This is a genomic window from Paenibacillus nanensis, from assembly GCF_003583765.1.
Taxonomy (GTDB): Bacteria; Bacillota; Bacilli; order Paenibacillales; family Paenibacillaceae; genus Pristimantibacillus; species Pristimantibacillus nanensis.
Genome location: NZ_QXQA01000005.1, coordinates 299,177 through 313,799 on the forward strand (window position 1 = coordinate 299,177; position 14,623 = coordinate 313,799).

11 protein-coding genes are annotated in these 14,623 nt (G+C 56.9%); 2 read left to right on the forward strand and 9 right to left on the reverse strand.

The window, feature by feature from the left end:
- Nucleotides 1-34 precede the first annotated feature (34 nt).
- The 6 genes from D3P08_RS11235 to D3P08_RS11260 all read right to left on the reverse strand — a co-directional run bounded on the left by D3P08_RS11235 (nt 35) and on the right by D3P08_RS11260 (nt 10,120).
- Nucleotides 35-946 (reverse strand): carbohydrate ABC transporter permease, encoded by a 912-nt coding sequence (locus tag D3P08_RS11235; RefSeq protein ID WP_119599777.1) that lies wholly within the window; start codon nt 944-946, stop codon nt 35-37.
- Between the two features lie 12 nt (nt 947-958).
- Nucleotides 959-1,921, reverse strand: coding sequence for an ABC transporter permease (locus tag D3P08_RS11240; RefSeq protein WP_119599778.1), 963 nt, complete (start codon nt 1,919-1,921; stop codon nt 959-961).
- Nucleotides 1,918-4,752, reverse strand: coding sequence for a beta-galactosidase (locus D3P08_RS11245; RefSeq protein ID WP_162848433.1), 2,835 nt, complete (start codon nt 4,750-4,752; stop codon nt 1,918-1,920). The genes D3P08_RS11240 and D3P08_RS11245 overlap by 4 nt, the downstream gene beginning before the upstream one ends.
- 191 nt (nt 4,753-4,943) lie before the next feature.
- Nucleotides 4,944-6,968 (reverse strand): RICIN domain-containing protein, encoded by a 2,025-nt coding sequence (locus tag D3P08_RS11250; protein WP_119599780.1) that lies wholly within the window; start codon nt 6,966-6,968, stop codon nt 4,944-4,946.
- Nucleotides 6,946-8,766: a sensor histidine kinase gene (locus tag D3P08_RS11255; protein ID WP_162848434.1), complete on the reverse strand. Its 1,821-nt coding sequence runs from the start codon at nt 8,764-8,766 to the stop codon at nt 6,946-6,948. The genes D3P08_RS11250 and D3P08_RS11255 overlap by 23 nt, the downstream gene beginning before the upstream one ends.
- Entirely contained in the window at nt 8,750-10,120 is a 1,371-nt protein-coding gene (locus D3P08_RS11260) for an ABC transporter substrate-binding protein (protein ID WP_119599782.1), read from the reverse strand. Before D3P08_RS11260 ends, D3P08_RS11255 begins: the two co-directional genes overlap by 17 nt.
- Nucleotides 10,121-10,375: 255 nt before the next feature.
- Here D3P08_RS11260 and D3P08_RS27290 point away from each other — a divergent pair, with 255 nt between their 5' ends.
- Complete coding sequence (locus D3P08_RS27290) at nt 10,376-10,537, forward strand: hypothetical protein (RefSeq protein WP_162848435.1); 162 nt, start codon at nt 10,376-10,378, stop codon at nt 10,535-10,537.
- A 59-nt stretch (nt 10,538-10,596) separates the two neighbouring features.
- A complete protein-coding gene (locus D3P08_RS11265; protein WP_119599783.1) occupies nt 10,597-11,241 on the forward strand; it encodes a metal-dependent hydrolase in 645 nt (214 codons plus the stop codon).
- A gap of 33 nt (nt 11,242-11,274) precedes the next feature.
- On the opposite strand, the gene pruA is transcribed toward D3P08_RS11265, so the two are convergent.
- The 3 genes from pruA to D3P08_RS11280 all read right to left on the reverse strand — a co-directional run bounded on the left by pruA (nt 11,275) and on the right by D3P08_RS11280 (nt 14,263).
- Nucleotides 11,275-12,822, reverse strand: coding sequence for an L-glutamate gamma-semialdehyde dehydrogenase (gene pruA, locus D3P08_RS11270; protein WP_119599784.1), 1,548 nt, complete (start codon nt 12,820-12,822; stop codon nt 11,275-11,277).
- Nucleotides 12,823-12,925: 103 nt separating this feature from the next.
- Entirely contained in the window at nt 12,926-13,228 is a 303-nt protein-coding gene (locus D3P08_RS11275; RefSeq protein ID WP_119599785.1) for a DUF6509 family protein, read from the reverse strand.
- Nucleotides 13,229-13,330: 102 nt separating this feature from the next.
- Entirely contained in the window at nt 13,331-14,263 is a 933-nt protein-coding gene (locus D3P08_RS11280; protein ID WP_119599786.1) for a manganese-dependent inorganic pyrophosphatase, read from the reverse strand.
- Nucleotides 14,264-14,623: the final 360 nt, after the last annotated feature.

The window sequence follows — 14,623 nt, forward strand, 5'->3', positions numbered from 1 at the left end:
TGAAGAAGCCGCGTTAACGGCTCCAGGCACATCTTCAGCCTTTGACGGCTCCCACCGTAATGCCTTTGATGAAATAACGCTGCACGAACGGATAAAACATAATGACCGGCCCTGTCGCGACGATGGCCGTCGCCATCTTCATCGATTCGAGCGGCACATCGCGCAACGGCACGTTGGACGCCGCCGCCGAATTTCGAATGAAATCGGCTCGCGTTATTTCGTTGTACAGAAACAGCTGCAGCGGGCGGTACTTCATATCGGGCGATAAGAACAGCATCGAGTTATACCATTCGTTCCAGTAACCGAGCGCGATGAACAAGCCGATCGTCGCCAAAGCCGGCGTCGTCATCGGCAGAATCAGCCGGAGGAAAATCGTAAAGTCGCCGGCTCCGTCGATTTTGGCCGATTCCGTAATGGCATGGGGAATGCTCCTGACAAAGCTTTTCATCATGATGATCAGAAAAGGGCTCATGAGTCCCGGCAGCAGCACGGCCAAATAATTGTCCTTCAAGCTAAGATACTGCGTGATAAGCAGATAGAACGGCACGAGTCCGCCGGTGAACAGCGTCGTGAAGTAAATAAAAAACGATATTTTGTTCCGGTATTCGAAGTCGGGCCGCTGCAGCGCGTATCCCGTCATGGCGACGAGAAACAGGCCAAGCGCCGTACCGACCGCCGTTATGCCGATCGTCACCAGGTAAGAGCCCACGATGATGTCCGGGTTCTCGAATACGATCTTGTACGCGAAGGTGCTGAACTCTCGCGGCCAGAAGTTGAACCCGAACTTTTTGATCGCCGTTTCGGACGTGAATGAGGTGCCCAGAACCAGAATAAACGGGAGCAGGCAGCAGAGAGAGAAGAGACCAATGAAGAGGTAGCCGACGGTTTTGACGACATGCCCGCTCAGATCGGTCCGAATGCTTCGGGATTCCTGTGCGTCATCCATAGGATCAGCCTCCTAGAAGAGTGAATTTTCCGGCGAAAACTTTTTGACCAGCCAGTTTGCGGTGATGACCACGATAAAGCCGAACACGGATTGATACAGGCTGACGGCGCTGCCAATCGAGAAGTTAAAGTTGGTCATCAGCGCGCGGAAGACGTACGTCTCGATAATGTCCGTCGTTGCGTATAGCGCCGTATTGTTCGCGCCGACAAGGTTGAAGAACAAGCCGAAGTTGCCCCGGAGCACGCCGCCGAGCGAGAACAGCAGCAGGATGATAAACGTCGGCTTCAGCCATGGAAGCACGATATAGCGTATCCGCTGCAGAGCGTTCGCCCCGTCGATCTCCGATGCTTCGATAATTTCGTTGTCGAGACCCATAATGGCCGCAAAATAGACGATCGAGCCGTAGCCCGTGGATTGCCACAGGAAAGTCAAAACGATGATGAACGGCCACACGCTGGCATTGGAATAAACTTTGACGGGCTCAAAGCCGAGGGCGGTCAATATGCCGTTCAGCAGGCCGTAATCATAGCTTAAAATGTTGTACGCAATAAGGCCGATTAGCACCGCCGAAATAAAATGCGGGAGAAACATCAGGGTCTGCGACACCTTCTTGAACCATTTCAGCCGAAGCTCGTTCAGGAAGACGGCGACGACAATCTGCAGCACGTTCCCGAGCAGAATGAAGGCCAGGTTGTACAGCACCGTGTTCAGCGTCAAGCGCCACAGATCGCCCGTCATGACGAGAAACTTGAAATTATCGAAGCCGACGAACAGGCTCTTGAAGATGCCGTCCGAGTAGTTGTAGTTAATAAAGGCCAAATACAGCCCGGGCATCGGCAAATAGGCGAATACGATAAAAAACAGGATGGCCGGCACGCACATCAGCATGAGCGTCTTGTTGTTCCAGAACCGCTTGAAACGCGACCGGACCGGCTTGACCGGACCGGCAGCCGAAGCATGAGTGGCCGTCTTCATGCCGTTGGCACCTCCCCGGGAGCAGGCGTGAAGCGAACGGAAACCGCCCGCAGCTCCGCCGCATGTTCCGTATCGACCGCCTCCAGAAGCAAGGCCAATTCGGCCGGACTGCCGTTATCCTTATGAAGCCAAGGACCAGGCAGAAAAAACGAGTCTTGGCTGCCGCCCGTCATATGCGGTCTGGACGCTCCTCCCGGCGTCCACAGCCGCGCGACGAGCCTGCCGTCGATAAAAGCGGTTACTTTGACGAAGCTTGCGTCGATCGTCATACGGCAGCCGCCGCGGGCAGCATGCGGCAGCTGTTCCAGTCCCGCGTAGAGCCACGCCATGCCGCCGGGTTGAATCGTGACCGGCAGCTCGGCCGCAGCCGCAGCCGGCTTGGAACGAGAGGCATGCGCTGCGAGCTCGGCTTCACCGCTGCCGGAAAGCCGCCAGCTCACCGCTTCGCTTCCCTCAAGGAGCTTGACGCGTCCCGCAGGACGGCCGACGTGGCGCTCCAGAAGGATGGCGAGCTCGACAGCCTCGCCAGCTAGGACGAACGGCGTAATGTCGACGATCGGATCAAGCGGCTGAACGTTCCCTGCCGCTCGGCCGTTCACGTAGACGGCGGCCGTTCCTTCGAGCCCGTCGAAATGAAGCGCCCAAGCATCGGTGCCAGGAGAAGCGTCAAAGCTTCGCGCGAACCATTCGCGGCGGAAGCGGCGCTCCGACAGCCAACCCCCGAAGCCGACGATCGGACGGGATACCGGGGCGCCGAACACATCGTCCGGATGCTCCGCCGGGGAAGCGTTGTCGGATGGAGCATACCGCCAGTTGCCGCTTAAATCGCGGATACGGGTTACAGCCGTAAGTCCGCGCAATCCTCTCATCGAGCCGAGCCGCAGCCCCGGCAGTCTCGGGTCGTCGAAATTGGAGTGGCCCCAGATTTCCGCGCGGGCCGTTATATGAGCGCTGGACAGCGGCTGTTCGAGCTCGATATACCGGCTAGCCCCTCCCGGCGTACATGTGCCGAGATACCGGCCTCCGTCATATAGGGAGACAACGTCTCCGGCTTTGTGCAGCAGCAGCCCCTTCGCCTCCGAGGCGCCCGCCTTCCATTCGGCTTCGTACCAGGCATACCCGCTATAAATGCCGTGTTTTTCCAAGTAATCGGCGTGGGTGACAGCTGAAGGCGCCGTTGTTGTCAGAGGCTCGGCCGGGTTGACAGGGGCCGCGGACCACCGAGCGGCGAGCGGCACAGAAGAATCCGCATAATTGCCTTCCATTGGCTCCGCGGAATAAACGATACCGGTTTGTTCGTCTACAGATTCCACCATCAGCGCGTTTTTCCGGCTCATCGTGACGACCTCCAGCATATGCCCGCCTTGCAGAGAGAACCGGCACACGGCGACGCCCGAATCGTCAAACGCGAGCTTCAAAGCTCCCCCGCTTTTCCGGACCGTCATGCCTTCCGCTTCCGCGGGAACGTCCTCCGCGAACGCGAACGCGATCTCGGCCGGACCCTCCGTATGGAAAAGCATAACCGTCTTATGCTCGCCGGCCTGCACATCCGAGAGCTCGGCGGTTGCGTAAAGAAGCGTGCCGCGGAGTCCCCAGTGCGCGAGCGGCACCTCCCACGGAAGCGCCATACAGCGATTCGGCTTTAGCAGCAGACTCATTCCGGCTGCTTCCGGAGCTGATGCCGGCCGGAGCTCGAGCACCGCGTCCTCGGCTCCGGTATTTGCGGCGAACAGCAGCCTTCCGCCTCCATGAAGCCGCAGCTCGGTTGGACCGGCAGCGGAGCCGGAGCGCCGCAGAAGCTGCGCCGCCGGATTGCCGGTGTCCGGGGCAGCCTCGGCGAGCGCGGCGCCGTAAGCCGAAATAAGACGGCTCAGCAGCCTTCCTTCATACGCTTCCGGCCTAAGGACGCCATCCGGGGAAATCATGCCGCCGAAATCGTAATCGGAGGCAAGGAAGGCGAGGGGCTTGCCCCAGTTGTTCGTGGCATTGGTAAAGCCGAAGTTGTGGCCTGACGCTTGCAGGTAAGGTCCAAGCAGCTTCGCTCCGCAAGAAAGCAAGCGCCTCAGCAAAAAATGAGAGCGGTTCGTTTCGGTCACCATGAGCGGCAGCCCCATATCCGCTAGCTCGCGCCGGTATGCCAGCACCTTGGCTTCGAATTCCGGGTCCCGGTCATGCGGATAGAAGTTGCACGTCGGCACGACGCCTTCGGCGAACCCGGAAGCTTCTGCTAACCCGCCTTGACCTGCGCAGGCGATAAGCGGAACCGTCACGCCGTGCGACAGCGCCATATCGCGCAGCGCCGCAATATAACCTTGGGGATCGCTGCATCCGTAGAAATCAAGCTCGTTGTCAAGCTGGACGCAGACAACCGTGCCTTGTCCGCCTAGCTGATACTTCGCAAGCAGCGGCATGATCCGGTCGAACCACCTCGCCGTGTGCCGAAGAAACCCGGGATTATTGTCTCTTAAGCGCACATCTTCCATCGGGTACAAATAGGCGGGAAGCGCTCCCCCATCCCACTCCGAGCAGATGTAGGGTCCCGGCCTAGCCACGACGAGAAGACCGGTCTCCGCTGCCAGCCGCAGGAAAACTTCCGCATCCCTGTCGCCAGCGAAGTCCCATTCGCCTTCGGATCGTTCATGATAGTTCCACGGGAAATATACGTCGATGCAATCGTAGCCGGACGATTTGACTTGCTCAAGGCGCGTCTTCCATAAGCCGCGCGGTATTCGGAAATAGAATAGAGAGGCGCAGAGCAGAATTCTGCTCTCGCCTTGGATTCGAATGCCGGACGGCGTCAGCTGGACGGGACTTGTGGTTTGTACGTTCACGCAACATCGACTCCTTTTTGTAAGCGATTTCATATCTTTATTTTAGAAGCATGGCGAGCATACGGCATTCCAATAAACTAAGAAATATAGAAAAAAACAAAGAGGCTTTCCATCTCCCGGCGAATGGCCGGAATGACGAAAGCCTCGATGCTTGTCGATGGGACGGATAGGAATAGCGTTCCATTACTTTTCTATGAAATGTATGAAAATTTTACGATGCCTGCGCTGTGCGCATTCACAATGCTCCACTGCTGATTCGCGCCATGGTTGTCTTTCCACTGAATGACGGGCGCATGCGCTTCCTTGGAGCAGCCGTTAACATCCGCCCTCAGCCCGCTGCCGATGTTGACCAGCTTGAAATAGCTGCCGGCCTTCACGACCGACCAGCGCTGGCTCTCCCCTCCGTGATCGGCGGCTTGAACAAGCCGTGCGCCCGCATTGGCCGAGGCACCTTCCACGTCGAGCAGCAACCCGCTCCACCGGTTAACCAGCTTGAATACGCCATCGCCCGCCGGCAGCAGACGCCACAGCTGATTTTTCCCGCCATGCGGATGATATTGGATGAGCTCCGCTCCCGCTTCCCTCGCTTCGCCTTGCACGTCGAGCGCCATACCGCTGCCTCGGTTAACGAGCAAATAATCCGCTTCCGGCAAAAAGCCGCCGGCGGGCTGGCCGTAGCATCGGAAATCGGATACGGTCATCGCGGCATACTCCTTGAACACTTTGCAGAAATACGAAGTGTCTTTGAAGCCTACGCGCTCCGCAACCTCGTATACTTTGAGCGTCGTTTCCCGAAGCAGCTTCTTGGCCGCTTCCACCCGGCTATGCTGAATGAATTCCACGAGCCGCTGCCCGGTCTGTTGCCGGAAGATGACCGACAAATAGTTAGGGCTTAGTCCTAGCCGGGCCGCGATATCCGCAACATTCAAATCCTCGCCGAGCCTGGCGAGAATATACTCCCGCGCCAGCCGAATTTCCGTCCGTTCCCCGTGCGGCTGTCCTCCCGTCAGGCGCAAGCATTGCTCCAGGAACAAGGACTGAATCGTTTTGATATCCTCAAGCCGATCCAGCGCGCGGGCAATTCTGTCGTGCCAATGCTCCATCGGCTCGCACTCGACTCCCCGGTCTGAGGCGAGGACAACCAGCTGAGCGAACAAATCAAGCAGCACCTTGCGCACAACGCCCTTTCCCGGCTTCATTCTTCTCATATCTTGAAACAGGCGCCGGGCATGAAGCTCAATCGATTCCGCCGAACCGTTCTTCAGCGCTTTGGACAACGAGCTGACGCTGCCGCCCAGGTCCGGCTCAGGCTGGCCTTGCTCGGTTAGAGGCGCAAAGATCCGGCTGCTTTCCCGTTCCGCATAAATGCTCCGGAATAAAGCAGCTTCCGCCTGGGCGAGCAGCCCGCGGGCTGCCTTAAGGCCGAGACCTGCCCGGCTGATGCCGATGCTGCACGCAATGCCCATGCCATCCAAAGAGGCTTTGATGCGCTCCGCAGCCTGATGCGCGGCGCCTGCCAGCCGCGCTTCGCTTCTCTCCCTGCCGAAATCCAGCGCAACGGCAACCCGGTGGGGCGCCAGCGTCACGCATTGCCAGACATCGGTCATCTGCCCTATTGCGGATCCAAAGACCGCCTCAAGTGAAGCGATATTTTTACATGCGGCGGCATCCATGCTGACGGCAAGCAGAACGATCGAGGATTCGCGCAGCGCTGCGTCCGCCGCTTCTCCCCTCCGGCCCAAGTCATTGGCGTCTTCGGAGCTAAGCAGCGCCTCGCGCAAAAGCTGAAGAGCAGCCTGGCGCTGCTGCGGTCTGTCGTCCGAGCGTCTGCTCCGCTCCTCTTCGATCTTTTCCCTTGCCTGCGTTACCGCCTGAATCAGCCCCTCCTCCTCCAGATCATGCTTCAGCAAATAATCGAGCGCTCCGAGCTTGAGGGCGTCCTTAACGAAATGGAAGTCGTCATACGAGCTAAGGACGATGACCTTCGTCTCCGGCGCCGACTGCTTTACGGAATGGATAAGGTCGATGCCGTTCATTTCGGGCATGCTGATATCGGTTACGATGAGATCGACAGGGCAATCAACAAGACGCTCCAGAGCCTGCCTGCCGTTCACGGCTTCCGCGGCCAGCTCGAAGCCGCAGCGCTCCCAGTCGATTATCGTTTTAATGGCGTACCTGTATATGGCGTTATCCTCAACGATCATCGCTTTCAGCATGAACCTCGTCTCCCTTCTCGCTTTCAATAATGGGCAGCGTGACAATAGCCGTCGTTCCTTTGCCTGGCCCGCTCCGGTAGCTTAATCCGAACTCCTCGCCGGCATATAATCGGATCCTCTCGTTGACGCCGCGAATGCCAATGCTGTGGAGACCCGGATATGACGTGCGCCTGTCGGCCGCCAGAAGCTTGGCGAAGCATTCCTCCTCCATTCCCTTGCCGTTATCCTCGACCTCCAGCACCAGCCGATTCGCCGCCCGCCGTCCACGGATCGTAATCAGGCCGCTTGCTTTCGACATCTCGATTCCGTGAAGGATAGCATTCTCCACGAGCGGCTGAAGCGTCAAATGAAGAACCTGAAACGAAAGCAGCGATTCGTCGAAGTCGTAGGAAACGGTGAAGGCGTCGCCATAGCCGATTTGCTGCAGTTCAATATAGCGCGCGATATCCTGCAGTTCCTCCCGAAGTGTATGCCATTCGCTCGTTTTCCTTATGGATGACTTGAGCAGGCCAATCAGCGCCGCCGTCATCCGTTCGATTTCCGGCTGCTGCTTCATGCGGGCGTACCAGCGGATCGTGCCGAGCGTGTTGTATAGAAAATGCGGATTAATTTGCGCGAGCAGCACCGAAAATTCGGCCTGCTGCTTTTCCATGCGCTCTTTATACACCGTCGTGATCAACTCGTCGATGCGGTCGAGCATCGTGTTGAAGCGGAGGGCGAGCACGCCCGCCTCGTCCGTTCCGGCTGGCTTGATCCGTATGCCGAAATCGCCGTCCTCGACCCGGCGCATCGTCCTCTCCAGCAGCTTAATCCCTCTGGTCGTCGATTTCGAAAGATAAACCGCGATGATGGCGGAAACGATGACTGCCGCAATAGAAGCAAGCGCGATCACCAGCTGGAGCAGACGGATCTTCCCGAACAGCTGCGACATCGGGATCATATTTAGAATCGTCCATCCGTCCGGCGAACGCTTCTCCTGCGTGATCAAGTAGCTGCTTCCGTTCATCTTGACGATTCGGCTGTCTGCGAAGGCAGCGGCATGATTCCGCACTTCCGCCGTCCGTGCGGCCGCTTCCCGAAGCTTCGGATAGGATTCGCCCATAATCAAATCGCCGGAGCCGCTTATAATGGCCATGTTCTCCCTCACAATGAGCGAACCGGCTGCATTCGGATTCCAGAAATACCGGGAGTCCAGCAGCACGACGATGACGCCGTAGCTGCGGCTGACATTGCTCAAATCGATGAAGGCGCGCGCAAACAAAATCTCGTCCTCTCCGCGCGGGGAAGATAACCATAGCAGCTGGGGACCAGACCCTTTTATCTTCGCCTCCGAATCAGCCGCCATCTTTGCCGCGTCCTGCTCGCTCAGCTGCCCGGCTCCGCCGTCTCGATTTTCCCACCAATAAACGGTGCCGCGCGTATTGCGGACGATGACCGCCCTGACGTGTTCATTATTATTGGCGAATTCCGACAGCAACGTATTCGCGCGAAGCCGATTTGACGCCGGATTGTCCAGCTCCGCCGAAGACTCCACTGCCATCATGGACTTGAGACGGCTATTAGCCAGCAGGTCAACCGTCGAGCCGACCCATTCCTTGGCCCGGTACTCAATGTTGTCGGATGCCTGATGAACAAGCTGCCGCGTCAAATCGCGCGTCTGTATTTCCGTATAGTGCCTTGCTGCATAAATCGCGAGACTCCCGACTGCGACCGCCATCAGTACAATTAAAATTAAATTGGAGATCAAAATTTTAGTGCGGATCAGCATACTCCCGAACAGATTACGCAGCTTCCTCATCTGCGGTCTCCTCCTCCCCGTTCGGGACGGCCGCAGGGCGGATTTGGCCGAATGCTTCATCCAGCCCCCGAAGCGCGGCATCCAGATCATGATCGGGATCGAGCAAGTAATCCGCTACCGCCGCGCTGTAGGCGCGCCCCAGCTCCGGATCGGTAAAGTCCGGCAAAATGCCCGACCAATCTACCGTTCTGCCGGTCTTCATATAAGCCTCGTTAAGCTCCGCAAGCGCAGGATCAAGATTGCCGTTCACCTCTTTTATGACGGAAATGCCCTTTTTGTTCAGCTGCAGCGACAAGCCCAATTCCGGCTCGGCGTACAGCTCCAGCAGCTCCATTGCAAGATCGGCATGCCGCGAATGCGGATTAACGACAATGCCGCCCGTCGATTTCATAGCGAATTTGGCGGCGCCGGGAACTTCGGAGGCGGGAAACGGGAACAGGCCGATGTTCGCGTCCTCCCGCTTCGACCGAACGCCGTCTACGCTCCACGTGCCGCCGATCATCATCGCCGCCCTGCCTTCCGCCACCATCGAACGCGCTTCGTCCCAGCTCGTCTCGAACGGATCGGCATTCACGTACCGATAACGCTCGGCGAGCCGCGTGAACGGACCTTCAAAGACGGCTTTGCTCTGCTCGAACGTCGCGGCGCCCGTGCTTAGATCGTCGATCAAACGGGGATTCGCCACAAGAGCGGACGGGATGAGGTCGGCGGCAAGGTCCCAGAATAGGGTCCAGTTTTCCTTATAGCCGGCCGCAATCGGGGTAACGCCGCGCATTTTGAGCTTGCGGCATACATCCAGAAATTCGCTCCATGTCTCCGGGACGGTTGTAATGCCCGCTCTTGCGAAAACATCCTTGTTGTACGTCACGCCAAGACCGTTCGCGTCGATCGGAAGCGCCCATATGCGGCCGTCCTCCGTCTTCGCTCCGTTCAAATATTCCGGCTTCAAGCGCTCCAGAAACGGCTTGCCGGTCAAATCCGCAGCATAGCCGGAATCGATTAGATCCCTAGCGCCTTGAATATTGTCTATCATATAAAGATCGGGCATTTCGTCCGTCGCAACCCTCATTCTGAGCATCGACATGTAATCGCCGCCGTTGAGCGGCACAACCGTTACCGTTACGCCCGGGTACTTCTCCTGAAATTTACGGATGCCCGAATCGATCCATTTGCGGCTGCCGTCTTCTCCGAAATGATGCAGCCATACAAGGCGGACAGGCTCGGGTGCATCTGCCGCCCCATTGCCGGTCGCGGACAGCTCGCTGCTGTCTTGGAACATGCCCGCAAGCGCCATTGCTGACGCTGCGGCTGTGAGCAGCAGGAAGCATGAGATTAGCAGCCATCTCGTTTTCATCAACCATCCCCACTTTCCGTTGAGCTTCTCTACAGAAATGTAAGCGGTGTCATTTTAATAGTAACGCATTCCCCTTCCTCGCGCATAACTGAATTTTTACTCCTTATAAAAATTTTCTTCACTGTCCTCTTTCGGAATCAACCGAATCGTTAGCGGAAATATCACATGCCTTGCGAATTGATTATAATAGTAGAAGCCGATAGAATGGGAGGGCATCTTCATCTCGTTACCCTACAGAAAGGAGGCAGCCTGTCCATGCTGACCTTGAAAGAGAAGCTGTACTTGCTGAAGCTGCTAAAAGCGGAGAAACGGAAATCGTTCTGGGGATTCCGGAAAAAGGATCCCGTTCACGACCAGCTCGTGGAGAAGCTGGAGCAAATGGTTCGCAACGAGCAGGTGAACAAAGAGCACTTATAGGATCGTCGTCGTAATGACAAAAAGCAGCAATGAACAGACAGAGGGAAGGGGTTGCGATAATGAGGGGAAAAACGCATCTGGCGATTGGAGCAGCCGTCGGCGCGGGCGCCGCGGTCTACTTTTCGCCTGATTTATCGAATAGCTTAACGTATATCGGAGCCGCGGCGTTTTCGGCGCTGGCCGCGGATCTGGACGGGACCAGCATGCTGAGCGGCAAGCTGACCAAGCTGAGCAGGCAGCTCCGGCAGCTTGCGCTATGGGGAGGACTGGTGTGCGCGGCGGCCGTTCTTATTTTGTACGTAACCGGCTCCACCGTGTCGCCTATTCTTGCGGGAGGAAGCGTAGCCGCCGCTTTGATCGGCCTTACGATGAGCAACGGCGCCATCCGTAACGCGCTCGTCAGCATGGTCGGAGCTTTTATCATATGGCTCGGCTTATCGCGGGGCGAATGGTGGCTTGCCGGACTCGGCGCGTTCGTCGCTTGGGCGCCTTGGCTCAATCACCGGGGCATGACGCACACCGTTTGGATGATTCCGCTTTGGTGGTGGCTGGCCTCCGGGGCTGAACAGGAGCTGCGTCTTGAGGGCTTGGCGGTAACGGCCGCAGCCGGCTACTTGTCCCATCTTGTAGCGGACACCCTCACGCCGAGCGGCGTGAAGTGGCTGTACCCGCTAACGAAACGCACCTTTAAAATCAAAATCTAATAAACGTTTAAAGGTGGATTTTTGAACAACCCTCTAAAACCGCTCGGACACTACCTTCGCCTGCGTGAACAGCAGCAAATAATCGCGGCCGCCCGCTTTGGAATCCGTGCCGGACATATTGAAGCCTCCGAATGGATGCACGCCGACAAGCGCGCCGGTACACTTGCGGTTGAAATAGAGATTGCCTACGTGAAATTCCTCGCGGGCTTTCTCCAGCTTGGCGCGGTCGCGCGAAATAACAGCCCCGGTCAGTCCATATTCCGTATTGTTAGCGATATCGAGAGCCGCGTCGAAGTTCCCCGCCTTAATGAAGGCAAGCACCGGCCCGAATATTTCCTCCTGCGCGATCCGCGCATAAGGCGCCACATCCCGGATAATTGTCGGCTCGATGAAATAACCGGAGCCGCCCCTCACATTCCCGCCGAGCACAAGCGTCCCCTCCGACTTTCCGACCTCGATATATTTTAAAATATTGAGATACGCCCGTTCGTCGATAACCGGTCCGACCGAAGTGGACTGTTCGACAGCGAGGCCGAGCTTCAGCGCCTGCGCGCGCTTCATTACCTTCTCCAGCACCTCTTCGTATACCGGCTCTTCCACGACCGCGCGCGAGCAAGCGGAGCATTTCTGTCCGGCATAGCCGAATGCGGATGCCGTTATCGCCTCCGCCGCCAGATCCAAGTCCGCATCCTCGGCAACGATGATGGTGTCCTTGCCGCCCATCTCCGCAATGACGCGTTTGATCCATTTTTGATCCTGCTTCGCGGCCGATGCCCGCTCGTTGATACGTAACCCCACCTCGCGCGAGCCCGTGAAGCATATAAACCGGGTGAGCGGATGCTCCACCAGGAAATCCCCGATCTCTCCGCCCGCTCCAGGCAAATAATTGACGACGCCGTCCGGCAGCCCCGCCTCCTCCAGCAGCTCCATAAACTTCGCCGCGATAACGGCGGTCGGACTCGCTGGCTTCAGCACGACGGTATTTCCCGCCACCACGGAAGCCATCGTCATGCCGGCCATAATCGCCAGAGGGAAATTCCATGGCGGGATCACAACGCCGACGCCAAGCGGGATGTACGTAAGCTCGTTGTGCTCGCCGGCATAGGGCACCAGCGGATGCTTCTCCGCAAGCCGTTCCATTTCCCTGCCGTAAAACTCCATAAAATCAATCGCTTCCGCCGTGTCCGCATCGGCTTCCGTCCATGTTTTGCCGGCTTCGTAGACGAGCCAAGCCGAAAACTCATGCTTGCGCCGCCTTAAAATAGCCGCAGCCTTGTACAGCACTCTTGCGCGCGCCGCGGGAGGCACCCGCTTCCACTCCTCGAAGGCCGCCGCCGCCGCGAGAATCGCTTTGTGCGCATACTCCTCGTCCGCCTGCGAGACGATACCGACCGTCTGCTTGAAATCGGAAGGGTTCACCGACTTCCGCTTCGTTGCCGTTTCGATGCGGTCGGAACCGATTTTGAGGCGATACTCAAGGCCAAGCTGAGACTCCACAAGACGGATCGCAGCCTGGAAGTCGGCAATGGAGTCGCTGACGGTAAAATCGGTAAACGGCTCGTTCCGGAACGGTTCCCGCATGAGTATCTCCCCCTATGCATAAATGTTCATTACCAAGCGTGTAAAGGGCTCTTGTATGAAACTTATGCGGCGCCGGGCCGGCTCATAACACTTGTGAGCGTCGTTATTCCTCGATCGGCTGCTCGATTTGCTCCTTGCAGAACGAATCGATGAACGCCTCTTCCTCTTCGGTCATCTCCATATCGATATAAGCGCCGGTTCCGGCATTCAAAAACTCGTATTTGACGATGCGGGCAGCGCCGTCTTCTCCCTTCATATATACGATTCGGAGCCGCACGCCTTCCTCCATATACAGCTCGTCCTCCTCGTCAACCTCCAGCTCCAAAAAAAGCTCGTACCTTTCGCCGGCCAAAATGCCGTACGGATCCCTCATCCGTTCAATCGTATATTCCCTAATTTCAAACATGCCATCATCCTCCTGTGCTTTCGCTTGAATAACGCAAAGGCAGCCCGAAGCTTCGTGAAGAAGCCGCGGACTGCCTCAAACAAAATGAAGTTTTCGAAAAGATTACATTGCGCTCAGTGTCTCTGTCAGCGGAGGCACGATTTGCGATTTGCGGGAAACAACGCCTTTCAGCACGGCTTTGTTGTTTTCCAGCTTCACGCCGAACGCCTTCTCCACGCCTTCCGCTTTGCTGCCCAGCGCAAGACCGACGGAATCATTATTCAGAATGTCCGTAACAACCAGAAGGAACAGGTCCAGGCCTTTCGCCCCGATGATGCCGTTCAGCGCTTCTTCAAGCTCCGCTTGACGGTTCAGAACATCGTTGACGTCAACCGCGTTCACTTGCGCGATCTCAACCTTGTAGCTTCCCATCGAAAATTCCTTCGCGTCGATGGAGATCAGCTGCTCGATTGTTTTGTCGCTCAGATCAGCACCTGCTTTCAGCATGTCCAAGCCGTATTTGTCCGCGTCTACGCCGGCGATTGCCGCAAGCTCGCGTGCTGCCGCAACGTCTTGCTCGGTGCAAGTCGGCGATTTGAACAGCAGGGAGTCGGAAATAATCGCGGACAGCATGAGGCCTGCGATTTCTTTGCGGATTTCAACGCCGTTTTCTTTGTACAGCTTATTCAAGATCGTAGCTGTGCAGCCTACAGGCTCCGCGCGGAAATACAAAGGACCAGCCGTCTCGAAGTTTGCGACGCGGTGATGGTCGATAACTTCGACGATGCGTACCTTCTCAATATCGTTAGCGCTTTGCTGGCGCTCGTTGTGGTCGACCAGGATAACGTCCTGCGCTTCGTCCGCTACGTTCTCAACTAGACGAGGAGCTTCGATGCCGAAGTAGTTCAGCGCGTATGCCGTTTCGCCGTTCACTTCGCCAAGACGGACTGCTTCAACGTCAGCGCCCAGCTGTTTTTTCAGCTCCGCATATGCGATTGCCGATGTAATCGTGTCCGTGTCCGGGTTTTTGTGCCCGAAAATAAGCGTTTTTGCCATTTCCACTAACTCCTTAACCAATAGATTAGCCTTCCGCTAAGTTCCCTTCGCGCTTGGCCCGTTTGAATTGATTATACACTATTACCGATTATAACCTTAAGTCCACCTTATTCCTATACCTTTACACTGAATTACACGTAAAAAAATACGGCTGCCCCAAGGGCAGCCGCAGATTGTAGAGAAACCCCACGTTTTTTCAAACGTCGGGGTTTCTTTTTTGTTTTTTCAGTTGTTTTTGAGGCGTTTTAAGATGGCTTACGCCTCTTTCGCCTTCCGGTCTAGATGGAAGGCGATCTTTTTCATGTTCTGGACCGCTGCGGTCATCAGCGCTTGCTCGGTTACGTTCCGCAGCCCCCGCAA

Coding starts and splice junctions, on each gene's coding strand:
- D3P08_RS11235 (WP_119599777.1), bottom strand. CDS start 946: ATGGATGACGCACAGGAATCCCGAAGCATTCGGACCGATCTGAGCGGG.
- D3P08_RS11240 (WP_119599778.1), bottom strand. CDS start 1,921: ATGAAGACGGCCACTCATGCTTCGGCTGCCGGTCCGGTCAAGCCGGTC.
- D3P08_RS11250 (WP_119599780.1), bottom strand. CDS start 6,968: ATGCTGAAAGCGATGATCGTTGAGGATAACGCCATATACAGGTACGCC.
- D3P08_RS11255 (WP_162848434.1), bottom strand. CDS start 8,766: ATGAGGAAGCTGCGTAATCTGTTCGGGAGTATGCTGATCCGCACTAAA.
- D3P08_RS11260 (WP_119599782.1), bottom strand. CDS start 10,120: ATGAAAACGAGATGGCTGCTAATCTCATGCTTCCTGCTGCTCACAGCC.
- D3P08_RS27290 (WP_162848435.1), top strand. CDS start 10,376: ATGCTGACCTTGAAAGAGAAGCTGTACTTGCTGAAGCTGCTAAAAGCG.
- D3P08_RS11265 (WP_119599783.1), top strand. CDS start 10,597: ATGAGGGGAAAAACGCATCTGGCGATTGGAGCAGCCGTCGGCGCGGGC.
- pruA (WP_119599784.1), bottom strand. CDS start 12,822: ATGCGGGAACCGTTCCGGAACGAGCCGTTTACCGATTTTACCGTCAGC.
- D3P08_RS11275 (WP_119599785.1), bottom strand. CDS start 13,228: ATGTTTGAAATTAGGGAATATACGATTGAACGGATGAGGGATCCGTAC.
- D3P08_RS11280 (WP_119599786.1), bottom strand. CDS start 14,263: ATGGCAAAAACGCTTATTTTCGGGCACAAAAACCCGGACACGGACACG.